Source organism: Neobacillus cucumis, assembly GCF_023715505.1.
This window is the reverse complement of record NZ_JAMBOH010000001.1, coordinates 280530-303143: the sequence shown is the minus strand read 5'-3', so window position 1 is coordinate 303143 and position 22614 is coordinate 280530. Positions and strand designations below refer to the sequence as shown.

Below are 22614 nucleotides of genomic sequence, written 5' to 3'. Positions count from 1 at the left end.
CGGCTAAACATATACTAATAACATCACGGGCTGATTTGGAGGTCATTATGTATCTTATATACTTTGCAATTATTGTTTTAATTCCTTTGTGGGCGCAAATAAGAGTAAAGAATACTTTTGCCAAATATTCACGTGTACCAACATCAACCTATCGAAGAGGTGCTGATGTTGCTAGAGAAATCCTCAATGCAAATGGCCTTTATCATGTAGCGGTAGAGGAGGGGCGAGGTTTTTTAAGTGACCATTATGATCCTAGAAACAAAACCGTCCGTCTCTCACCAGAAAATTATCATGGGAATTCTATTGCAGCAGCTGCAGTTGCTGCCCATGAATGTGGACATGCCATTCAGGACGGTCAAGGGTATGCTTTCCTAAAGTTCCGTCACGCGTTAGTACCGGTCGCAAATCTTGGTTCAAATGCATCATGGATTCTGATTATGATTGGTATCTTTGCTCATTTAAGCGGGTTACTTTTGCTCGGGATTGTCTTTATGGCCGCCGCAGTTCTCTTTCAACTGGTTACCCTGCCAGTTGAATTTAATGCCTCGAATAGAGCCATGAATCAGGTCGTTTCTCTTGGATTAATTGGTAATCGTGAACATAGAGAAGCTAGGAAGGTATTAAACGCAGCAGCCCTTACCTATGTAGCTGCAGCGGCTGTAGCAGTTTTAGAATTACTAAGACTTGTTTTGATTTTTACAGGGATGAATAGAAACGATGATTAGAAAAGCGGAAGCGCCTTGACTAGGGGGGCTTATGACCCCGAGCCCTTGGCGCTGGAGCTAGACAATTCTCGTAGTTAAATTTATATTTTATTATAAGCAAAAACGTCCTCACAAAGAGGAGACTGCAAAACACAAGATTTAATTACTGAAGCACGATATTTAGAGGAATAGTAAAAGGGTGAGACACTACCAGTGATAGGTACTTACCCTTTTTTTATTTATTTTTTGACTTTTGCAGTGCCCTCACAAAGTGGGGACATTTTTTTATTCGTCAATCGGCATTTTATTCTCATCAAGGGTAAAACCTTCACCATGGACATCATGGACCACGGAGATGGAGACAAAGGCATGTGGGTCTACTGAGGTAATCAAATTCTTTAGCCGGATAATTTCATTTTTAGCTACTACACAATATAGCACCTCACGCTCATTTTTTGTATATGAGCCATACGCTTTAAGCACAGTTACGCCGCGGTCCATTTCGGCCATTATTTTCGCCGCTATTTGCTCGTTTTGATCCGATATGATCATAGCGCCCCTCGCTGAGTAGGCTCCTTCTTGAATAATATCAATCACTCTAGCACCAACAAAAACAGCTACTAGCGTGTACATTGCTTGTTTATAATTTAAATATGTAAACCAGGAAATGGCAATAACGCACGCGTCAAATAGAAACATTGTTTTTCCCATGTTCCAGCCAGCATATTTTTGGACGAGCCTAGCAATAATATCAACGCCGCCAGTTGTACCACCAAATCGGAAGATAATCCCTAACCCAATCCCTGTAAAAGCTCCAGCAAACAATGCAGCTAATGTTAGATCGTGTTCTAGAGGCATTTCGATCGTATAGCGTTGAAATATCCATAAAGAAATCGAAACCCCGACCGTTCCTATGATGGTGTATAAAAAAGCATTCCGGCCCAATAGCTTCCAACCTATAAAAAACAAAGGAATATTAAGGAGTAAGTTCGTATAAGAGGGATCCCATTTAAACAGAAAATAGAAAAGAAGTGTGATCCCTGTGAATCCACCTTCCGCTAGTTTATTCTGCATATTAAAATTAACAAGTCCAAATGACATAATGGCAGAACCTAAGAGAATAAAAAGAATATTTTTTATTTTTAGTCCCAAAATCGTAATAATTGTCACCTCTTCCTTTATTTCTCTATTATGGCGGTTCTAATTATAACCAATTAGGATATTAAGAGCAATGAGAAGGAGGAAAACCGCTTGGTTAAAGCGAAAACATTTGTAAATCAAGCGTAATTTAGCTAACATTAAAGGTATATTAATAAGAGCAAATAACCCGTTTATGAAAATGAGGTGGAGAAATGACTAACGGGAAAACGATGAAGGAGCTTCAAGCGGAAGTAGATACATACATAAGCCAGTTTAAAGAAGGATATTTTAGCCCACTCGCTATGCTTGCAAGACTAACAGAGGAGCTCGGTGAACTGGCAAGAGAAGTAAACCATTTTTATGGAGAAAAACCGAAAAAGTCGACGGAGACGGAGAAAGCAATTGAAGAAGAACTTGGGGATCTCCTTTTTGTAATGATTTGTTTTGCTAATTCCTTAAACATAGATTTGGAAGAGGCTCATGATTATGTAATGAATAAATTTAATACAAGAGATAAAAACCGATGGACAAGAATTGATCAAGAAAGTGTGGAGTGAAGAAATGAATACGATTAAAATTGTAATTGCAGGCCCGCGCGGTCGTATGGGTAGTGAAGCGGTAAAGTTAGTCACTAATACAGAACACTTTGAATTAGTTGCTGCGGTCGATCATAAGAATGATGGAATGATGCTGAGTGATGTTGAAGGATTTCAATCGATTCCAAGTGTTCCAGTTTATTCTGATATTGAAAAATGCCTGCAAAATATCGAAGCGGATGTTTTAATTGACTTAACGACACCAGAAGTAGGCATGTACCACGCAAAAACAGCTCTTGAACATCATGTTCGGCCTGTTGTCGGGACAACTGGATTTACCAAACAGGATTTGGACGAGCTAGAGGGGCTGTGCTTAGAGAAAGAACTTGGCTGTATCATTGCACCAAATTTTGCAGTGGGTGCAGTACTTATGATGAAATTCTCCCAAATGGCCGCTAAATACTTTGCTGATGTTGAGATCATTGAAATGCATCATGACCAAAAGCTTGATGCACCATCAGGTACTGCTGTAAAAACAGCCGAAATGATATCAGCTGTAAGGGAAGGAAAAAAACAGGGGCATCCAAATGAAAAGGAAACCATTACAGGAGCAAGAGGCGGCAACTACGATGGAATGCATATTCACTCTGTTCGTTTACCGGGACTGATTGCCCATCAACAGGTTTTATTTGGTTCTGACGGGCAGACTTTAACAATTCGTCACGATTCCTATAACCGTGGGTCCTTTATGTCAGGTGTTAAGGTTGCAGTTGAAACCGTTATGAAAAATAATACTTTTGTTTATGGACTTGAAAATATATTAGATTAGGGGCAAGGATATGAATATAGCATTAATAGCACATGACCAAAAGAAAAATGATTTAGTTCAATTTGTAACAGCTTATAGAGGCATTTTTGCCAAACATACCTTATTTGCCACTGGAACGACAGGCTCTCGGATTAATGAGGCTACAGGATTAGATGTAACCCGTTTTAAATCAGGACCATTAGGCGGAGACCAAGAAATTGGTGCGATGATTGCCAAAAATCAAATGGATGCCATTTTCTTTTTCCGGGATCCATTAACCGCTCAGCCTCATGAACCAGATGTAACGGCTTTAGTTAGACTTTGTGATGTCTATTCTATTCCTTTGGCTACTAATATGGGTACCGCTGAACTGCTCATAAGAGGGTTAGAAATGGGATTGTTGGAATGGAGAAATGTAGCTAAAGAGAATGGTGATGTTAATGGAGTTAAATAAATTACATATCCTAGCATTTGGTGCGCATGCGGATGATGTTGAAATCGGCATGGCTGGTACCATTGCGAAATTTGCGGAAGAAGGAAAAAGAATTGGTATTTGTGATTTAACTGATGCTGATCTCTCTTCCAATGGGAATGTAGTGTTAAGAAAAGAGGAAGCTAGTAGAGCAGCAGATATTTTAGGTGTATCTGTCCGAACTTCGCTAGGTTTTCCAGATAGAGGGTTATTCTTAAAAGAAGAGTATATTCAAAAGGTTGCGGAGATGATTCGAAGATACAAGCCGCAAATTGTGTTTGCACCCTATTGGGAAGATCGGCATCCAGACCATGGAAACTGTGCCCGGATCGTGGAGGAAGCGGTATTTTCTGCCGGGATAAAAAAATACCGTACCTCAGAATGGAACGAACCACATCGCGTGCAAAAGCTGTATTTTTATATGATTAATGGATTTCATAAACCTGACTTTACCGTTGATATTACACCAGTGATTGATAAAAAGCTGGCCTCCTTAAGGGCTTATAGAAGTCAGTTTGAATTAACTGCTGAAAGTGTTCAAACACCGCTTGTGAATGATTATATCGAAACGGTCGAGTCAAGGGAAAGAATGTTTGGAAAACTTGTTGGAGTGTCTTATGCTGAGGGGTTTAAGACAAAGGTTCCGCTTGTTTTGAAACACGATTTACTAGGAGAAGAACCATGCGGAAACTAAAAATTGGAATTACCTGCTATCCGACTGTTGGCGGCTCGGGAGTGGTAGCAACGGAATTAGGAAAAATGCTGGCTGAAAAGGGGCATGAAATTCACTTCATCTCTTCAAGTCTCCCTTTTCGTTTAAATAAGATGTATCATAATATCCATTACCACCAAGTCGAAGTTAATCAATACTCGGTTTTTCAATACCCGCCTTATGATATAGCACTAGCTAGTAAAATGGCCGAAGTTGCTAATCGTGAGAATTTAGATATTCTTCATGTTCATTACGCAATTCCTCATGCCGTTTGTGCGATTTTGGCAAAACAAATGTCAACTCGGGATATAAAGATTGTCACAACTTTACATGGTACGGATATAACGGTTTTAGGGTACGACCCATCCTTAACAGATGCGATTAAATTCGGAATTGAAAAATCAGATATTGTTACCGCAGTTTCGTTTGCTTTGGCGAATCAAACTTATGAGCTAATCAATCCTGATAAACAGATCGAAACAGTATATAATTTTATTGATGAAAGGATTTACCATAAAACTGCAAATACATCCTTAAAAGAGCAATTACAAATTAAAGATGATGAAAAGGTAATAATTCATGTCTCTAATTTCCGCCCTGTAAAAAGAGTTACTGATGTCATAAAAACTTTTGCCCAAGTTTCTGCTGATATGCCGGCTAAATTACTGCTGGTAGGTGATGGTCCTGAAATGACAATAGTTTGTAAACTAGTAAGACAACTCTCCCTCGAAGAAAAGGTTATCTTCCTAGGAAAACAAGAGAATCTAGAGGAATTATATTCTATTAGTGATTTAATGCTGCTATTATCTGAAAAGGAAAGCTTTGGTCTTGTTGCCCTAGAAGCTATGGCTTGCGGTGTCCCTTGTATCGGTACAAATGTTGGAGGTATTCCAGAAGTTATCCAACAGGGTGTTTCTGGGTTTATTTGTGAGGTTGGCGATCTCGAGGATATCTCACGAAAAGCTATTTCACTACTTAGCGATTTGGACCTTCATCAAAAAATGTCTTTAAAGGCCTTGGAAACAGTTAAGACTAAATTTAGGGCAGACAGAATCGTTGAACAATATGAGCAGTTATACTGGAAGCTATTGAATTAAGGTGAATGAGATGAACGAGCCCTTTTTATCAGCTATTCCTATTATTAATAAGCTTGAGGCTGCTGGTTTTCAAGCCTATTTTGTAGGCGGCTCTGTAAGAGATTATCTATTAAACCGGCCAATCAGCGATGTAGATATTGCTACATCGGCCACACCGAAAGAAGTTAAAGAAATATTTCCACGAACAGTCGATATTGGGATCGAACATGGAACAGTGCTGGTCCTTTATCAGAACAGATCATACGAGGTTACCACCTTTAGAACAGAGGGAGAATATCAAGATTATCGTAGACCTAAAGAGGTCTCTTTTATACGGATACTTGATGATGACCTAAAGCGCAGGGATTTTACCATGAATGCGATCGCAATGGATCGAAATGGACAGCTTATTGACCCTTTTAATGGGCAGGCTGCTATTCAGAATAAGGTAATCCAGACTGTAGGATCTGCTAAAGAGCGTTTCCACGAAGATGCATTAAGGATTATGAGAGCTGTACGATTTGTCAGTCAGTTGTCTTTTGCAATTGAAAGTGACACCCTTCAAGCGTTAACTAAGCTTGTTCCATTGTTAAAAAACATAGCGGTAGAACGAATTAGAGCAGAGTTTGAAAAGATGCTGGTTGGGGAAAATGGTAATAATGCCATTAGGATACTACTTGAAACACAATTATATGCGTATCTGCCAGGCTTAAAAAACCATAAAAGTCAACTAGAAAAGGTAATCTGCTTTCCGTTTAAAGGGTTAAATAAACTAGAAATGTGGTCATTACTGTTGTTCACTTTATTGCTAAAAGATAAAGAAGTTGAGGTCTTTTTACGAGAATGGAAGCTTCCTGTTAAAGATATCAAACAGATTCAACAAATCTTGTTTTATTTAGAAAAAAGGATGGAACAGGAATGGTCAATCTACGACTTATATTCAGCGGGGAGAAACACCGTTAGCTCTACAGAAAAGCTTTATAGTGTTCTAAAAGGTCATACCGAGGAGGATTCTCTTTCATATTGGCTACAGATTTATGATGAGCTGCCAATCAAACAGCGCAATAATATGGATGTAACGGGCAGAGATATTATCGAATGGTTTCAATCAGAAGGAGGACCATGGTTAAAAGATACACTTTTAAAAATTGAGTATGCCATTATAGCGGGAGACATCCAAAACGACAAAGAAAAGATTAAGGAGTGGCTAATCAGGTGCAGTCAGAAATAAGAAAGAAACTGCTCGATGCCTTCACAGATGCTGGCGAATCCTTTCTCTCAGGCCAGTATTTAGCAGAACTAATTGGCTGCTCAAGAACGGCAGTTTGGAAGCATATGGAGGACTTAAGAAAAGAAGGCTTCACATTGGAAGCCGTAAGAAATAAGGGATATCGGATTGTTAAAACACCGGAGCGAATAACAGCCGATGAAATTAGACTTGGCCTAATAACTAACTTTATCGGAAAGAATATTCATTATGAAGAAAGTGTGGAATCTACTCAAAAAATTGCTCACCAGCTTTCAAATGAAGGTGTGCCAGAAGGGACCGTTGTGATTGCCGAAGAACAGCGGTCAGGTAAAGGAAGATTGAACAGAAGCTGGCATTCACCAAAGTATAGTGGTATTTGGATGAGTTTAATTCTAAGACCGAATATTCCCTTAACAAAAGCCCCACAGTTGACTCTATTAACTGCAGTGGCCATCGTACAGGCAATTGAAGAAGTCACAAAGTTACAGCCTGTTATCAAGTGGCCGAATGATATTTTACTGAATGGTAAAAAAATAACGGGTATTTTAACAGAGCTTCAGGCAGAGGCAGATCGGATTCATTCTGTCATTATTGGTATAGGGATTAATGTCAACCAAAAAAGAGAAGACTTTCCGTCCGAGCTTTATGACACCGCTAGCTCCCTTTTGATTGAAAACGGCGCTCCCATTTCTCGTGCTGAATTAATAAAGATTGTTTTCAAGCATTTTGAAAAATTATATTTGCTCTATTTAGAGCAAGGATTTTTCCCCATCAAACTTTTATGGGAAGGATATGCTGTTAGCATCGGGAAAAACCTCAAGGCAAGAACTCTAACTAATGTCATTGAAGGAAAAGCACTGGGAATAACCGATGATGGTGTTTTAAAATTGGAGGATAAGACAGGGTTTATTCACCATATTTATTCAGCAGACATTGAGATTTAAAAATTAGATACTTTTATCAGCGCAAGGACCAAAGAGTTCTTGCGCTTTTCTGTTGTCCAGCTCCAGCGCCTAGGAGCTCTAAGATCTAAGCTTATCCAGTTGCGGCTCCTTGGGACTCAAGACATAAGCACCCCTTGAAGAAGGCAAATAGCGCCTTCTTACAGTGTGCGTTTTATCTCTACCCAGAACAGTCGCCTCCACATTTAGGTCAATCCGTCAAGTCGGCTAAAAAGCTTCCTTCTCGACGGCTCGTCTGTAGCCTTGCGCCCCTAAACAAGGCGCTTGCGCTTTTCTGTTAACATGCTATAATTTCCTTGGGCAGTATCTCCTTAGAACTGCACCTTTTAGGAATTAATACTCACAATTTAAAAAGGTTTCTGCCTAGATCCGTATAACGGACCGGGACAGAGGGATGAACATGCACATGAGTAATGATGAGATCCTCTGCCTTAAGAAGGATCTTTTTTATTTGCTCTCTATTGGCGTTTTATCACCTCTCCCAATATTAAAGGAGGGAAAAATGATGAAGCATACCACTGACTTCTTAAAAATGAAAGAAAACAATGAAAAAATTGTCATGCTTACCGCTTATGACTACCCATCTGGAAAACAAGCAGAACAGGGCGGAGTTGACATGATCCTGGTTGGGGATTCACTCGGAATGGTTGTTCTAGGATATGACTCAACCATCCCTGTAACAATGGAAGATATGCTTCACCATACAAAAGCGGTAAAACGCGGAGCAAAAGATACCTTTATCGTGACAGATCTGCCATTCCTAGCCTATCACCTTTCCGTTAGAGATACCCTGATTAATGCAGGCAGGCTGATGCAAGAAGCTGGGGCCCATGCCGTGAAACTCGAAGGGGCAGATGGCGTGTTAGAAAAGATTTTTACTTTGACACAAGCTGGTATTCCTGTTTGTGGACATCTAGGTTTAACACCACAATCTGTTGGCGTATTAGGCGGTTATAAGGTTCAGGGAAAAGATGCACATGCGGCCCAAAAGTTGCTAAATGATGCAAAGAAGGTTGAGGAAGCCGGTGCATTTGCTATTGTCCTTGAATGTGTGCCTAAACAGCTGGCTGAGGAAGTAGCTAAATCGATTTCAATCCCTGTGATTGGTATTGGAGCAGGGATGTATGTAGATGGACAGGTTTTGGTTTATCATGACATTTTAGGCTATGGTGTCGAGAGGGTGCCTAAATTCGTGAAGCAATACCATTCCGTAAATCCGTTTATGATTGAATCGATTCAAGCCTATACGTCTGAAGTAAAAAATAATCAATTTCCTGAAGATAAACATTCTTTTACCATGAAGGAAGAGGAACTGAAGGTTCTTTATGGAGGTAAAAAATGAAGGTCATAACTACCATTAAAGAGATGCAGAATGAAATAGTTAACCATAAAGGGTTGGGACAATCCATCGGCTTTGTCCCTACTATGGGCTTTCTCCATGAGGGGCATTTAACACTTATTTCTAAAGCAAGAAATGAAAATGATATCGTTGTGTTGAGTATTTTTGTCAACCCATTACAATTTGGTCCGAAAGAGGATTTTTCCACCTATCCCCGTGATTTTGAACGAGACCGCGCCCTAGCTGAAGGAGAAAAGGTAGACTATCTCTTTTATCCTTCAGTAGAAGAAATCTATCCACAAGTGCCATCGGTTAAAGTGGTAGTACAGGAACGAACTGATGTATTATGCGGGAAATCACGGCCTGGTCATTTTGACGGTGTTGCCACAGTCATTACCAAGTTGTTTCATATCATAATGCCTACACGGGCTTATTTTGGTAAGAAAGATGCCCAGCAAGTTGCAGTGATTGATGGATTAATTTCCGATTTTAATTTTCCAGTTCAGTTAATACCCGTTGAAATCGTTCGTGAAGCGGACGGATTAGCGAAGAGTTCACGAAATGTTAACTTATTACCGGAAGAAAGACAACAGGCTCCCGTAATATATAGAAGCCTGCAAGAGGCAAAGAATGCAATTGACGATGGTGAAAAAAATCCGGCTGTTGTAACTAATAGAATCAAGGAATTGGTTACAAATGACTCTATTGGGGAAATTGATTATGTCGAAATACTTTCCTATCCACAATTAAAACCATTGGAAAGAATAGAAGGTTCCTTTATAATTGCTGTTGCGGTGAAATTTTCGAAGGTAAGGTTAATCGACAATATTATTATTCAAATAGATTAGTAGGGTTTCACTAGAGGAGGAATGAACTTGTTTCGTACTATGATGAATGGAAAAATCCATCGTGCTACTGTTACTGAGGCTAATTTAAACTATGTTGGAAGTATTACGATAGATGAAGATATTATTGATGCTGTTGGAATGGCAGCCAATGAGAAGGTACAAATCGTGAACAATAATAATGGTGCTAGGTTAGAAACATATATTATTCCAGGTAAAAGAGGCAGCGGAGTAATTTGTTTAAATGGTGCCGCTGCTCGGCTTGTTCAAGTGGGTGATTCGGTGATCATTATTTCTTATGCATTGGTACCGGATGAAAAAGTTAAAACCCATATTCCAAAAGTAGCTATAATGGATGAGAATAATCAGATTAAAGATCTTCTCCATGCAGAACCAGCACATACCATTATGTAAGGTCCCCATTTTTTGGGGATTTTTTTATTATTTTAAAAATCCTGTAGACAGTGGTAGAATTTAAATCATTATGGAAAAGTTATGTTGCCGTTTAATGAACGAAGGTTTGGGGTGTAACAAATGTTAAATAAATTTGTTGTGATTGATTTAGAGACTACGGGTAATACACCCAAGAAGGGTGATAAAATTATTCAATTTGCGGCTGTGGTGATAGAAAACGGAAAAATCACAGAACAGTTCTCCTCGCTGATCAATCCACAAAAACCAATTCCAGTCTTTATAGAAGAACTGACTGGAATTAATGATGAAATGGTCCAGGATGCACCATTATTTACCGAAATATCCGAAAAGGTTCAATCTTTGTTAGAAGGGGCCTATTTTGTTGCTCATAACGTATTATTTGACTTATCCTTTCTTCAAGAAGAATTACTCCAAGCAGGATCAGAAGGGTTTTATGGGTCTGTCTTAGACACCGTGGAGATGGCAAGAATTCTCTATCCAACAGCTGACAGCTATAAGCTTTCAGATTTGGCAGAGAAAGAGAAACTTACCCATGACAGGCCGCATCAGGCAGATAGTGATGCCTTGGTGACAGCGGAACTTTTTTTAATCCTATTGAAACGTCTATCTTTATTGCCGACAGTTACTCTTAGACAGTTAACTCAGTTATCTGGGGGATTAAAGAGTGACCTGCAGTTGTTTCTCGAAGACATGATGGATACATTTGAAGCTTCAAACATTTTAGATTCTATAGAAATTGTAAACGATATTGCGTTAAAGAAGAATCATACTGAAAAGGAAACCCATATCTTAAATAAAGAAGAGTGTAAATATCCTGAAAGTGAAGAAGAAAAGGTTGAAATCATCCGTCACGGCTTTAAGTCTTTTATAAAGCGAGTGGGGCAATTTAAAATGATGGATACCGTCTATCAATCCCTGCAACTTTCAAGGCATACACTGATTGAGGCCGGAACTGGTGTAGGTAAGTCGCTTGGTTATCTTTTGCCGTTAGCGTATTTTGCCAAGCAAAACAAACGGCCCATCATTGTCAGTACCCATACTATTCAACTGCAGGAACAACTTTTAAATAAAGAGATTCCCTTTTTGAAAAACATTCTTCCATTTAAGATAGATGCCGTTCTGTTAAAAGGGAGACATCAGTATTTAAATTTAGAAAAATTTCACCAGACGTTAATGGATGAAAACGATAATTATGATACTACCTTAACGAAAATGCAAATCCTAGTTTGGTTAACGGAGACGGAAACTGGTGATCGAGATGAATTGAATCTATCGAGTGGAGGCCAATTATATTGGAACAAAATAAAGGAAGAACCGTCGATATTATTTGAGGATAAGGGCTGGCAAGAAAGGGATTTTTATCAAAAAGCAATAAGGAATGCAAACTCGGCTGATATCATTATTACAAACCATTCATTATTATTAAGTGATATTAAAGGTGCAGGTTCCATTTTACCTGCATCTGATTATGTAGTGATTGATGAAGGTCATCATTTGGAGAAAGTTGCGAGTAGGTTCTTTGGCTATTCATTGGACTATTTGTCTACCCGATTGCTAATTAGTCAATTTGGAACTTATGAGCAAAAACAACTCTATTATGAAATGGAACAACTGACATCACGACTTCCTTCATCAGGAACAAAGCTTTTTACTCCCTTTGAATTAAATCAGCTCGTTTTAAATCTACATTACGAGATGGATGAATTTTTTAAATTAATGGCCCTATATGCAAAAACAAAGGCAGCTAATAAAAAAGGGATAAATCGGATAAAAGTTCGGTATACCACAACCGACTCTTGCAGAGAAAGAAAAGCGCTTGTCCACAGTGCCGAGAGAATGTCCTTTTTAATTAAGGATGTACTCAATGCTATTGACAGACGTCTTAAATCGTTAACAGTACAAAAAGATTCTTTATCCATACCTGAGCTAAATAAAGTGGAGGATATCTCTGGATTTGCAGTGGAGCTTGCTGAATTGCGAAACATATTGGTTAGCTGTTTTATTAAAAATTCTAAGGAAGTAATGTGGATTGAAATGGATATCCGTTCACCGCAAAATGTGACAACTTTTTTAGCTCAGCCAGCTACCGTTGCGGAGCAGTTGAAGGAAAAGTTCTTCGACACCAAGAAAGCAGTAATCCTTACTTCAGCAACCCTAACGGTGAATCGTTCTTTTGATTATATCATGAGTGAAATGGGCCTTGAGGCAAACTCTACAGTTCAAGTGAGTATTCCCTCACCATTTGTGTATAAAGACCAGGTTCAACTTCTTATCCCTGATGATTTACCAGAAATCAATTCTGTATCACTTGAAGAATACGTTATTGCTATTACAGAACATATCATTACTATAGCTGAGGCAACAAAAGGAAGGCTGCTAATTCTTTTCACTGCTTATGACATGCTAAAAAAAACGTACGAACTAATTAAAGAAAGTGGTTTTCTTAATGAATATGTATTAATTGCTCAAGGTATCTCAAGTGGTAGTCGTTCAAGATTGACAAGAAATTTTCAGCGCTATGAAAAGGCCATTTTATTAGGAACAAGCAGCTTTTGGGAAGGAGTGGATATTCCAGGAGAAGACTTATCTTGCCTTGTCATTGTCAGGCTTCCATTTAGCCCTCCTGATGAACCTTTGACAGAGGCAAAGTGTCAGTTGATTGTCCAGCAGGGAAGGAATGCTTTTTCTGATTATTCACTACCAGAGGCCATACTTCGTTTTAAACAAGGCTTTGGCCGGCTCATTAGGACTGAAACGGATCGCGGGGTAATCATTGTATTTGATAGAAGAATCGTTACCACGCAGTATGGAAAGTCCTTTTTGCAATCAATACCTCCTGTTCCAATCAAAAAGGGAAAAATGGAGGATTTAGCGGAGTTTATTCAAAAATGGCTATGATAAAATTTGGAAAAAGACACATCCTATAACTATCTGGGAGGAATGTGTATGAGAATATTGCTTATGATTTTGGCTTTATTGATTCCAAGCAGCATGGCGGTAAGAGCAGAAACGACTTTGCCTACAGAGGTTGAAAAAATTGATGTGAAGTTAGCAGAGCATCAAGCGGCAGTTACCTTTTTAGGCCTCACTACTGGTGAAGCCACACTTGTACAGGGTCCAAATGGAGAAAATATTTTAATTAATATCGGAGGGCGAGGAGAATTATCTGAGTTAGAAGGATGGCTTTCTCTTTATAATGTAAAAGAGCTCTCTACTTTAATTCTAACGAATAATGGTGAAAAGATTTCGATTGAGAAAATCGATAAGCTATGGAAAAAATATAATATTAGAGAAATTGTCACCACGCCCGAAGTTTCTTCGTTATTAACGAGAGAACAGTCAGAGCAAATACCCATTACGGTTTGGAATGAAGGGACAAAGAAAGAAATCCTGCCTGGTATGTTTGCATATGTTCAATTCCTAGGAAATCAAAAAAATGAAGGTATGGATTTGATGCTGCGCTTTTTTAAGCATAACCTCTTTTTGATGACTTCGTTTAGTCAACGGGCGGAACAAGAATTATTAGCTAAGAACTTGGAGGATATTCATGTTTTTAAAATACCTTACACTCTTACAAAAGACTCATTATCTGATCAGTTAATTCAAACGCTAAATCCACAAATATCAATTCTGTTCGGAGCAGAGGAAGATCAACTGGATCAGGATTTGCTGCGAGACCTGCAAGGTATATGGTCTGAAGTGTATTTTACAAAAAAACATGGGACCGTCACCATTAAATTTACGGAAACAAATTATGAGATTATTACCATTCCTCTAAAGGAAGCGGAATAGTTTTTTCGAAAAAAATGAAAAAAATTTTCTAATTTAATGAAGATTGATAACACATCTTGATTTATCCTGTTATAATAATTAAATAGATTCTGTAACATTAGAACCAACTATATATCGTACATAAAGAAGTGAAGATAAAAATGAAAAAGTGGATAATAATTCCCATTATTGTAGTACTTGTCATTGCCGGAGTGCTCGTAAAAGTCTATTTTTCTTCTGTTGAACCCGTTAAAGCAGCCGAAAAAAGAGCTGTATCACTTGCCAAGGATAAAGTGCAATTGAGTAAAGTGGATGACTTTCATATATACAATGGGATTGAGACCGTTGATGTGATTGAAGGGAAAAATAAAAACGGAAGTAAAGTAATTGTTTGGATTCCTGAGAAGAGTAAAAAGGTTTACATTAAAAAGGCGAAGGATGGCATCACAAGAGAAGAAGCAATTCAAAAATTATTGCAGGAAAAACAACCTAAGAAAATTATTTCAGTACGGCTGGGTATGGAAAAAAATATTCCGTTATGGGAAATCTACTACCGTTCTGAAAATAATTTAATAAATTATTACTATGTTCACTTTGAAACCGGTGAATGGCTAAAAAAAATTGAAAATCTATAGCTTGTGGAGACTGGAGGAAAGAGATATGGCAATCAAACTTGCAAATCGAGTAATGGCACTTACGCCATCTACTACGTTAGCTATTACAGCAAAAGCAAAGGAATTGAAAGAAAAAGGAGAAGATGTCATTGGATTAGGGGCAGGGGAACCTGACTTTAATACGCCCCAGCACATTTTAGATGCAGCTGCAAAATCGATGAACGAGGGGCATACAAAGTACACTCCTTCGGCGGGCCTTCCTGCCTTAAAAAAGGCCATCATTAATAAGTTTGAGGCAGACCAAGGATTAAGCTATAAACTTAATGAAGTTATCGTAGGTAATGGAGCAAAACACATCCTTTATACATTGTTCCAGGTTATCTTAAACGATGGTGATGAAGTAATTATTCCAACACCTTATTGGGTCAGCTATCCCGAACAAGTAAAGCTCGCAGGTGGTGTACCTGTTTATGTCGAAGGGTTGGAACAAAATAATTTCAAAATTACTCCCCAACAATTAAAAGAAGCAATAACTGATAAAACAAAAGCTGTAATCATTAATTCACCAAGCAATCCCACAGGAGTTTTATATACGGACCAAGAACTTATAGAGCTAGGAAAGATTTGTTTGGCAGAAGATATTTTAATTGTCTCAGATGAAATATATGAGAAGCTTGTCTACTCTGGTGCCAAACATGTTTCCATTGCACAGCTTTCTCCAGAATTGAAGGAGCAAACTATTGTCATCAATGGTGTATCAAAATCACATTCTATGACAGGCTGGAGAATTGGTTATGCTGCGGGTAATAAACAAATCGTTGAGGCCATGACGAATCTTGCCAGCCATAGTACCTCCAATCCAACCACAACTGCCCAATATGCTGCGATTGCGGCTTACAATGGTTCACAGGAACCTGTTGAGGAAATGAGACAAGCGTTTGAGAAAAGATTAGAAATTATCTATAAAAAGTTAGTTGCTATCCCTGGATTTACCTGTGTGAAACCGCAGGGTGCTTTTTACCTTTATCCAAATGTCAAGGGTGCTGCGGAGATGACTGGATTTAGTAACGTTGATGACTTCGTCGAAGCATTGCTTGTAGAAGCTAAGGTAGCCGTTATTCCAGGTTCAGGCTTTGGAACTCCAGATAATATTCGTCTATCTTATGCAACATCACTTGAACAATTAGAAAAAGCCGTGGAACGAATTGATCAATTCGTTACAGCGAAGGTGAAGAACTGACCTTGGTCTTTTTGCCTAGCACTTAAAAGTCTGCATGATGCAGGCTTTTTGTTTTTCCTTTCCAAAGATGGATTCCTAATACTCTTACTCGAATTGGTGGTTCATGTTATACTAATCTAGAGGTGTAGAAAGATGAAATCAAATATAGTAGCCTGGTTACAGGAAGGGAATATTACGATTCCTTTAATGTTATTTTCAGAATATCGAAATCTGAACTTAAATGAGACGGAACTTGTTCTTTTATTAAATATTATTACTTTTATCGAAAAAGGAAACGAATTTCCTACTCCAGAAGAACTTTCAGCCAGAATGACAGTATCAATTGCTGATTGTCATGACATGCTTAGAAGGCTGATTCAAAGAGGATTTATTGAGATAATGGATCAATATAGTGATGAAGGCATCCGGTTTGAAAAATATTCCGTAAAGCCCTTATGGGAAAAACTAGTTGATCAGTTTTTATTAAATAGTCAAGTAACGAGACAACTTGAACAGAAAACGGAAGAAACAGATGTCTATACTTGTTTCGAAAAAGAATTTGGCCGTCCGCTTTCACCATTTGAATGTGAATCGCTTGGGATGTGGATGGACGATGATCACCATGATCCAATCATCATAAAAGCTGCACTTCGTGAGGCTGTCATGTCAGGAAAATTAAACTTTCGTTATATTGATCGGATCCTTTTTGAGTGGAAGAAAAATGGGATTAAAACAATCGAACAAGCTAAAAATCATGGACGTAAGTTTCGGCAAAAACAAACGGAAAAGACACATAGTAAAAACGATGACCATCAGCCATCAGTTCCCTTTTATAACTGGTTAGAGCAATAATAATTGTAAATAAACGAGGGAAACTTCTCTCGTTTTCTTTTATTTTATAAGTAGGTGATTTCTATGCTAAATAATACTCAAATTCGATATTGCTTAGATGAAATGGGTAAAATGTTCCCAGAAGCACATTGTGAATTGAACCACTCAAATCCTTTTGAACTTGTTATTGCTGTTTCATTATCGGCACAATGTACAGATGCCCTTGTTAATAAAGTAACCAAGGGTTTATTTGAAAAATACAAATCCCCTGAAGATTACCTGAAGGTTTCACTCGAAGAACTTCAAAACGATATCCGCTCCATTGGCCTATATCGAAATAAAGCAAAAAATATTCAGAGTTTATGTCGACTTTTATTGGATGAATATAACGGTGTTCTTCCTATGGATAGAGATGAGCTGACAAAGTTTCCTGGAGTGGGCAGGAAAACCGCCAATGTTGTCGTTTCAGTAGCCTTTAATATTCCGGCCATTGCCGTAGATACCCATGTGGAAAGGGTAAGTAAACGCCTTGGTATTTGCCGTTGGAAGGATTCTGTTCTCGAGGTGGAGAAAACGTTAATGAAGAAGGTCCCTAAGGATGAGTGGTCGCTAACACATCATCGATTAATCTTTTTTGGACGTTATCATTGCAAAGCTCAAAATCCACAATGTCCAAGCTGTCCATTACTAGAACTTTGTCGGGAAGGTAAAAAGAGAATGAAGGGAAAGGCTCCAGTAAATGAATAATCGTGGAGAAGCAGTAGCTGCGATTCTAGCAGAGTGGGAAGGTATCCAAAAACAACTTGCACCATTATTTCGTGCCCGTGATTCAAAAAATACAAAAAAATGGATGGAAAGGGGAATTAACCTATATCTTCAATTTTTATATCTTACCAATCATGAAACATACCCTCCAATTAATCGAAAAAGATATGATCAGTTTTTATTTAAGCCGGTTAATCTGGAAGAGAGAATAGAATTTATTAAGTCAAGACCCGAATTTTACCCTTCATATCGACAGCTTACTGAATTAATGAATGAGCAGGAAAAGCAATTTGCAAAGAGTAACATAAAAAAAAAATCGTCTAGGCAATAACCTAGACGATTTTTTTGTCCTTATTGAGTTGTTTTAGTTTCCCCTTGGTTACCATTTCCAGTGTTTGCACTGCTCGGAGGGGTTACTGGGGTTGTAACTGGTGGGGGAGTATTTCCACCGTTGTTGCTGCCGTTCCTATTGCCATTACCGTTATCGGTACCAGTGTCAGTCCCAGTCCCAGTCCCAGAACCATTTCCAATCCCAGTACCTGTGCCAGTTCCAGTCCCATTGTTAGTCCCTGTGCCAGTGTCAGTACCTGTGTCAGTTCCAGTCCCACTACCTGTGCCAGTCCCACTACCTGTGCCAGTCCCAGTATCTGTGCCAGTTCCAGTGTCAGTACCTGTATCAGTACCGTTTCCCGTGCCTTGGTCAGTTTGTTCTTCGGCTTGTGGAATATCAATTGTAGTATGAACTGCATCACTTTTATTATTTCCACTAAGGGCAAAGACGGAGATAGTATATTTTTCTCCCGGATTCGCCTTAAAGGTAAAGCTATTTCCGTCCTGAACAGAATGATTTGTAGTGGTACCATTTATTGTAATATCAAACTGTACATCTTTGCTTGCGCTATAATTCCATGATACTCCGACATTGCCACTTGTATTATCATATTTAGCAATTAGATTTGACGGAGCTGAAAGTTTGTTATATTTTTCAGACACCTTTTTAGGTGCATGCCCCTTTACCGCGTATTCAATTGAGACCTGACTGCTAGGGGTATATTGACTAGCCAATACAGCCGGCATACTGCCTTTCTCAACCCTGACCTTTTGAACACTATTTGGCATTGTAAAATCAGGGGTTTCAATGTCCTTAGATACATAAGCCATTAAATTTTTAAAAAGAAGCTGAGCAATTCGTTGATTGCTTCCTTCCGCTGTTATTGGGGTTTTCCGGCTCGCATATCCTGTCCAAATGGATGCAGTATAATTTGTTGTATAACCGGTAAACCACGCATCCGGGACAGAACTGCTATCTATATTCCATTCTTGCATTTCCTCATCTGTATAATTGGTTGTTCCTGTTTTACCGGCAATGGGAAGTCCAGGTACTTTGGCCCTTGTTCCGGTACCAGGATATACAAGTACACTTTTTAACATATCCGTAACTATAAAAGCAGTAGAGTCCTTCATGACAACTTTTGGTTTAGGTGAAGTATCAATCATCGTTCCGTCACGCAGTTTTATTTTTCTAACCGCATGTGGTTTGGTATAGAAGCCATTATTGCCAAATGCAGCATATGCTCCGGCCATTTGAAGTGGTGATACTCCTGTTTCAAATCCGCCAATCGCATATGATTCGTAGATTTCTTTTAAAGGGATCCCAAGATTAACAGCAAAGTCCTTCGCTTTATCTAACCCAACCTGTTGTAATGCTTGAACAGCAGGACTATTACGCGATAATTGGAGGGCTGTTCTTATGGTCATTGGTCCTTTATATTTTTGATCCCAGTTACCAAATTTCTTACCGGAAGAATACGTAATGGGCTTATCGTTAATCATTTCATAGGTGCCCCAGTTTAAATATTCAATTGCAGGGCCGTAATCAAGAATAGGCTTGATTGTGGAACCAGGCTGTCGTCTCGTATCGGTGGCATAATTAAAGCCGCGTTGTACCTGTTGGTTTCTTCCTCCGCCAATCGCTCGAATTTCTGAGGTCTTTGTATCAAGGAGGACGATACCGGCCTGAAATTTATCATCGGGGTAAGGGATGATGTTAGCATCCTTGTCATTTAGGATTTCATTTACGTGTAATTGAGCATCTCTGTCTAGTGATGTATAGATCGATAGCCCATCCGTATAAATATCAAAATCAGTTGTATTGTCGACTTCATTAATAACGGCATCCACAAATGAGTCATAAGTTTTATTATCTTTAACCTGACGTTTTTCAATTGGCAGCACATCTTTTGCTACAGAAACCTTTTTAGCTTCTTCCATTTGCTGCTTTGAAATATATCCATGTTCATACATTAATGATAATACGATATTACGTCTTTCTTCTGCTTTATCAGGATAATTAAATGGATTATAGTTATTAGGACTCTGTGGCATTCCGGCAATTTGCGCGGCTTCTGCCAATGTAAGGTCCTTTAACTCTTTCCCATAATAGATTTTTGCTGCAGTTGCAAGTCCGTGACTATTTTCTGAAACATATACTTTATTCACATACATTTCAAATATCTGATGTTTTGTGTATTGCTGTTCTAGTTCATAAGCAAGCCAAGCTTCTTGAACCTTTCGTTTTAAAGTCTTTTCTTGAGTGAGAAATGTATTTTTCACAACTTGTTGTGTGATTGTACTGCCGCCTTCAGCACCAAAACCATGTTGGAAATTGGCTAAAATGGCGCCGCCGAGACGAATCGGATCGATTCCATGGTGCTTATAGAAACGGTAATCCTCCGTCGCTAAAACAGCGTCTTCGACAACTGCAGGTATGTCTTTATAGTTTACGTATTCCCTATTTACAGCGCCTACTTCAGTTATCAATTTATCATTTTTATCAAAAATCTTTGAAGGGATAGGATCTTTTAATAATTTCGGATCAAGTTTGGGAGCATCTTTCACTAAATAGGCAAAAGTCCCAACTCCAGTAAGTATTCCAATGATTCCGAGGACAACAAGACTTAGAAAAATTTTCTTGAAAAGTCCACGTGGTTTTTTCTGCTTTTTTTTCTTACCTTTGGATTGGAGTTGCTTCCTGCGCTCCTCTCTTGATTGGTATTGTTCAGACATAATGATTTCCTTCCTTTCTACCCTCTATGAAAAATGAAGTTTTCTATAGTTGCTCTATTATTTTAATATAGTCAATTCTTGGTTGAAATCCAAGCGGTATGTGGTACCCCTTTTGTTCTATCTCTTCTTTCGTAATGGATTTTCTTCCTCCATTCCTCATTCGATCCCAAAAATTTAATAAGTGCTGAGCTTCGAGTAGATAAACCTGTTCAAATTTTGTAAAACGGAGAATAACAAAACAAATAGCTCCTTGACCCATTACTTCTTCCATATGTTCGATTTGGTGTTGATGGAAATTCTTTAATGGAAAGGAGGTGGGATTTTGCGTTTCTTTTGCTTCAAAATCAATATATCTACCTTTATATACCCCATTATAATCAGTTGTAGATGCTAGTTTAAAGTATGCCTCTTTTATTACGGCAGCACTTCTATTTGGATAATCCACCTGAACAATTTGAACCGGAGTAGGCTTTTTATGTATCACTGCAATTTTTCTTTCCCGGTAATATTGATTGGTTTCATTTAAATCTTCCTCAAGTGTCATACCCCGATTACTATAAGATCCATTTTTTCTTTTTCTCAAGGAAGTGTCGATCGGAAGTTCCTGTGGCTTGTACTTTTTTCCATTTGGATAGTTAAGATTCATCGTTTTGCACCTCTCAAGCTAATCCTTATCATACCAAATATTAGCGCTTTTTTGGGGTGTATAAAATAATTTTGCTTACACATTCTAATAATAATTGTATAGTGAAGTTTACATAGATATGGTTCATTTTTGCAAAAGATTGACACGTAAATTAAAACTCTATTAAAAAATAAGGGAAGATGAATATGAATCATCTTACAATACAGGAACAATCAATCATCCGTCAAATTGTAAGTGAAACAAAAAAGAAAAATGTTGATAATATTTCGAGAACGGATGCCTATTTTTCATATTTTAAACAGCATCCTGATATTACTTGGTCTTTTCTTGCAAGTATGGTTTCCCGGAACGGCGGCTGGAATATGTGTGACCTCGAAGGTGACATTTTCCCAGAAATTTTAGAGCCGAAAATGAGAAAACAGCTTTTTTTGACTTATGAGCGTGCTAATTGGCTTATCTTTCATGATGTCTATCCCCAGCTTTTGCTCTATCAATATTCGACGAAATACAATCGGCCAATGTTTCACTTGCTTCCCTTTTTCAATGTCTCAGGATTTATTCAAAGAGAGTGGGATCGCTACTGGAAGGAAACAGATAAGAAAAGATTAACAACAGCTTTAATTATTAATGAACAAAATGTGATTCAAAGCCCTGTCATAGAACACCCTATATATAAGAATAAGGTTTTTCACTCCTTACTCTTTTCTTTTCAAGATTGGCTTCACTTCAGCAGTGTTCTTTTTCCTACTTGTGGTGGAGAGGTTTATGGGGCTAGTGTAAATGGTTTTAGATCTCTATCCAAGCGAATCAATTTAGGGAAGAGATTGGCGAGTATTCTTTTTCATCCCCGGCTGTTTCCTTATTTTTTTGAGTTTGCTGAAAAGACCCCGCATACTGGTTCAAGACACGATTATGAACAATATTTTAAAATAAAGACTGGTCGGAAAACGCCACTGCTAAGAACAACTTTTCCAGTAATTGCCCATCATCAAGATAAATATCAGGATTGGAGCAAACAGCGAATCATTTCCCCAGCATGGTTGTATTCTCCAGCCCGCCATCATCATCCCATTCATCTTACAGACTGGTATTATAATAAATCCAATCAGCTTCATTTACTTCTTTCTCTTCAAAAGTCGCTGAAGTTAAAAAAGTGGAAATGAAAAAGCAAGGATTCCTCCTTGCTTTTTGTAGTAAATTACAGATTTATTACTAAATACAACTTTATCGGAGTGAGATACGTCCAGCTCCAGCACCAAGGGACTCGGGGTCATAAGCTTATCCAGTTGCGGCTCCTTGGAACTCGAGTCATAAGCCACCAAGCGCCTTTTCGCCGGCTCGTCTGTAGCCTTGAGCCCCTGATCAAGGCGCTTCCGCTTTTGGTTTTATTCAGCAGGACGATTTGGTCCTTCAAGCTTTTTATC

General features: G+C 38.5%; 22 protein-coding genes. 19 read left to right on the top strand and 3 right to left on the bottom strand.

Features of this window, described 5'->3' with window-relative positions; all coding sequences use genetic code 11:
• Window positions 1-47: 47 nt before the first annotated feature.
• On the top strand, window positions 48-725 hold the full coding sequence (locus tag M3226_RS01560) for a zinc metallopeptidase (protein ID WP_251561945.1): 678 nt from the start codon (window positions 48-50) through the stop codon (window positions 723-725).
• 264 nt (window positions 726-989) lie between these two features.
• Here M3226_RS01560 and M3226_RS01555 read toward each other — a convergent pair whose 3' ends face one another.
• The gene (locus M3226_RS01555) at window positions 990-1874 is read right to left on the bottom strand and encodes a YitT family protein (protein ID WP_308211918.1); all 885 of its coding nucleotides are present in this window, start codon (window positions 1872-1874) and stop codon (window positions 990-992) included.
• 182 nt (window positions 1875-2056) lie between these two features.
• Here M3226_RS01555 and M3226_RS01550 point away from each other — a divergent pair, with 182 nt between their 5' ends.
• The 17 genes from M3226_RS01550 (at window position 2057) to M3226_RS01470 (ending at window position 17809) form a co-directional block, all read left to right on the top strand.
• Window positions 2057-2401 (top strand): nucleotide pyrophosphohydrolase, encoded by a 345-nt coding sequence (locus M3226_RS01550; protein ID WP_251561943.1) that lies wholly within the window; start codon window positions 2057-2059, stop codon window positions 2399-2401.
• A 4-nt stretch (window positions 2402-2405) separates the two neighbouring features.
• Window positions 2406-3209: a 4-hydroxy-tetrahydrodipicolinate reductase gene (dapB, locus tag M3226_RS01545; protein WP_251561940.1), complete on the top strand. Its 804-nt coding sequence runs from the start codon at window positions 2406-2408 to the stop codon at window positions 3207-3209.
• A gap of 10 nt (window positions 3210-3219) precedes the next feature.
• Window positions 3220-3642: a methylglyoxal synthase gene (mgsA, locus tag M3226_RS01540; protein WP_144562980.1), complete on the top strand. Its 423-nt coding sequence runs from the start codon at window positions 3220-3222 to the stop codon at window positions 3640-3642.
• Window positions 3629-4354, top strand: a complete 726-nt coding sequence (bshB1, locus tag M3226_RS01535) for a bacillithiol biosynthesis deacetylase BshB1 (protein ID WP_251562339.1) — start codon at window positions 3629-3631, stop codon at window positions 4352-4354. The genes mgsA and bshB1 overlap by 14 nt, the downstream gene beginning before the upstream one ends.
• The gene (gene bshA / locus M3226_RS01530) at window positions 4342-5469 is read left to right on the top strand and encodes an N-acetyl-alpha-D-glucosaminyl L-malate synthase BshA (protein ID WP_251561939.1); all 1128 of its coding nucleotides are present in this window, start codon (window positions 4342-4344) and stop codon (window positions 5467-5469) included. The genes bshB1 and bshA overlap by 13 nt, the downstream gene beginning before the upstream one ends.
• Window positions 5470-5479: 10 nt before the next feature.
• Window positions 5480-6679: a CCA tRNA nucleotidyltransferase gene (locus M3226_RS01525; protein WP_251561937.1), complete on the top strand. Its 1200-nt coding sequence runs from the start codon at window positions 5480-5482 to the stop codon at window positions 6677-6679.
• Complete coding sequence (locus M3226_RS01520; protein WP_251561935.1) at window positions 6664-7641, top strand: biotin--[acetyl-CoA-carboxylase] ligase; 978 nt, start codon at window positions 6664-6666, stop codon at window positions 7639-7641. The genes M3226_RS01525 and M3226_RS01520 overlap by 16 nt, the downstream gene beginning before the upstream one ends.
• Before the next feature lie 523 nt (window positions 7642-8164).
• The gene (gene panB / locus M3226_RS01515; RefSeq protein WP_251562337.1) at window positions 8165-9001 is read left to right on the top strand and encodes a 3-methyl-2-oxobutanoate hydroxymethyltransferase; all 837 of its coding nucleotides are present in this window, start codon (window positions 8165-8167) and stop codon (window positions 8999-9001) included.
• The gene (gene panC, locus M3226_RS01510) at window positions 8998-9846 is read left to right on the top strand and encodes a pantoate--beta-alanine ligase (protein WP_251561933.1); all 849 of its coding nucleotides are present in this window, start codon (window positions 8998-9000) and stop codon (window positions 9844-9846) included. Before panB ends, panC begins: the two co-directional genes overlap by 4 nt.
• Window positions 9847-9873: 27 nt before the next feature.
• A complete protein-coding gene (gene panD, locus M3226_RS01505; RefSeq protein ID WP_251561931.1) occupies window positions 9874-10257 on the top strand; it encodes an aspartate 1-decarboxylase in 384 nt (127 codons plus the stop codon).
• Window positions 10258-10377: 120 nt separating this feature from the next.
• Entirely contained in the window at window positions 10378-13176 is a 2799-nt protein-coding gene (gene dinG / locus M3226_RS01500; RefSeq protein ID WP_251561929.1) for an ATP-dependent DNA helicase DinG, read from the top strand.
• A 48-nt stretch (window positions 13177-13224) separates the two neighbouring features.
• Window positions 13225-14070 (top strand): hypothetical protein, encoded by an 846-nt coding sequence (locus M3226_RS01495; RefSeq protein ID WP_251561927.1) that lies wholly within the window; start codon window positions 13225-13227, stop codon window positions 14068-14070.
• Between the two features lie 140 nt (window positions 14071-14210).
• Window positions 14211-14684, top strand: a complete 474-nt coding sequence (locus M3226_RS01490) for a cell wall elongation regulator TseB-like domain-containing protein (protein ID WP_251561925.1) — start codon at window positions 14211-14213, stop codon at window positions 14682-14684.
• Window positions 14685-14715: 31 nt separating this feature from the next.
• Window positions 14716-15903 carry a pyridoxal phosphate-dependent aminotransferase gene (locus tag M3226_RS01485; RefSeq protein WP_251562335.1) on the top strand — a complete coding sequence of 396 codons (1188 nt, stop codon included), beginning with the start codon at window positions 14716-14718 and terminating at the stop codon, window positions 15901-15903.
• Window positions 15904-16035: 132 nt separating this feature from the next.
• Window positions 16036-16734, top strand: coding sequence for a DnaD domain-containing protein (locus tag M3226_RS01480; protein WP_251561923.1), 699 nt, complete (start codon window positions 16036-16038; stop codon window positions 16732-16734).
• Between the two features lie 63 nt (window positions 16735-16797).
• Window positions 16798-17460: an endonuclease III gene (gene nth / locus M3226_RS01475; protein ID WP_251561922.1), complete on the top strand. Its 663-nt coding sequence runs from the start codon at window positions 16798-16800 to the stop codon at window positions 17458-17460.
• On the top strand, window positions 17453-17809 hold the full coding sequence (locus M3226_RS01470) for a YpoC family protein (protein ID WP_251561920.1): 357 nt from the start codon (window positions 17453-17455) through the stop codon (window positions 17807-17809). Before nth ends, M3226_RS01470 begins: the two co-directional genes overlap by 8 nt.
• Before the next feature lie 20 nt (window positions 17810-17829).
• Here the strand turns inward: M3226_RS01470 and M3226_RS01465 are convergent, their stop codons facing one another.
• The gene (locus M3226_RS01465; protein ID WP_251561918.1) at window positions 17830-20544 is read right to left on the bottom strand and encodes a transglycosylase domain-containing protein; all 2715 of its coding nucleotides are present in this window, start codon (window positions 20542-20544) and stop codon (window positions 17830-17832) included.
• A 43-nt stretch (window positions 20545-20587) separates the two neighbouring features.
• A complete protein-coding gene (gene recU, locus M3226_RS01460) occupies window positions 20588-21190 on the bottom strand; it encodes a Holliday junction resolvase RecU (protein ID WP_251561916.1) in 603 nt (200 codons plus the stop codon).
• A 185-nt stretch (window positions 21191-21375) separates the two neighbouring features.
• Here recU and M3226_RS01455 point away from each other — a divergent pair, with 185 nt between their 5' ends.
• Window positions 21376-22353 (top strand): DUF2515 domain-containing protein, encoded by a 978-nt coding sequence (locus M3226_RS01455; RefSeq protein ID WP_251561914.1) that lies wholly within the window; start codon window positions 21376-21378, stop codon window positions 22351-22353.
• The last annotated feature ends 261 nt before the right edge of the window (window positions 22354-22614 follow it).

What these genes read in the sequence shown, in the direction of transcription:
- M3226_RS01560 (WP_251561945.1), top strand. Translation starts at nt 48, where the DNA reads ATGTATCTTATATACTTTGCAATTATTGTTTTAATTCCTTTGTGGGCG.
- M3226_RS01550 (WP_251561943.1), top strand. Translation starts at nt 2,057, where the DNA reads ATGACTAACGGGAAAACGATGAAGGAGCTTCAAGCGGAAGTAGATACA.
- dapB (WP_251561940.1), top strand. Translation starts at nt 2,406, where the DNA reads ATGAATACGATTAAAATTGTAATTGCAGGCCCGCGCGGTCGTATGGGT.
- mgsA (WP_144562980.1), top strand. Translation starts at nt 3,220, where the DNA reads ATGAATATAGCATTAATAGCACATGACCAAAAGAAAAATGATTTAGTT.
- bshB1 (WP_251562339.1), top strand. Translation starts at nt 3,629, where the DNA reads ATGGAGTTAAATAAATTACATATCCTAGCATTTGGTGCGCATGCGGAT.
- bshA (WP_251561939.1), top strand. Translation starts at nt 4,342, where the DNA reads ATGCGGAAACTAAAAATTGGAATTACCTGCTATCCGACTGTTGGCGGC.
- M3226_RS01525 (WP_251561937.1), top strand. Translation starts at nt 5,480, where the DNA reads ATGAACGAGCCCTTTTTATCAGCTATTCCTATTATTAATAAGCTTGAG.
- panB (WP_251562337.1), top strand. Translation starts at nt 8,165, where the DNA reads ATGAAGCATACCACTGACTTCTTAAAAATGAAAGAAAACAATGAAAAA.
- panC (WP_251561933.1), top strand. Translation starts at nt 8,998, where the DNA reads ATGAAGGTCATAACTACCATTAAAGAGATGCAGAATGAAATAGTTAAC.
- dinG (WP_251561929.1), top strand. Translation starts at nt 10,378, where the DNA reads ATGTTAAATAAATTTGTTGTGATTGATTTAGAGACTACGGGTAATACA.
- M3226_RS01495 (WP_251561927.1), top strand. Translation starts at nt 13,225, where the DNA reads ATGAGAATATTGCTTATGATTTTGGCTTTATTGATTCCAAGCAGCATG.
- M3226_RS01490 (WP_251561925.1), top strand. Translation starts at nt 14,211, where the DNA reads ATGAAAAAGTGGATAATAATTCCCATTATTGTAGTACTTGTCATTGCC.
- M3226_RS01480 (WP_251561923.1), top strand. Translation starts at nt 16,036, where the DNA reads ATGAAATCAAATATAGTAGCCTGGTTACAGGAAGGGAATATTACGATT.
- nth (WP_251561922.1), top strand. Translation starts at nt 16,798, where the DNA reads ATGCTAAATAATACTCAAATTCGATATTGCTTAGATGAAATGGGTAAA.
- M3226_RS01470 (WP_251561920.1), top strand. Translation starts at nt 17,453, where the DNA reads ATGAATAATCGTGGAGAAGCAGTAGCTGCGATTCTAGCAGAGTGGGAA.
- M3226_RS01465 (WP_251561918.1), bottom strand. Translation starts at nt 20,544, where the DNA reads ATGTCTGAACAATACCAATCAAGAGAGGAGCGCAGGAAGCAACTCCAA.
- recU (WP_251561916.1), bottom strand. Translation starts at nt 21,190, where the DNA reads ATGAATCTTAACTATCCAAATGGAAAAAAGTACAAGCCACAGGAACTT.
- M3226_RS01455 (WP_251561914.1), top strand. Translation starts at nt 21,376, where the DNA reads ATGAATCATCTTACAATACAGGAACAATCAATCATCCGTCAAATTGTA.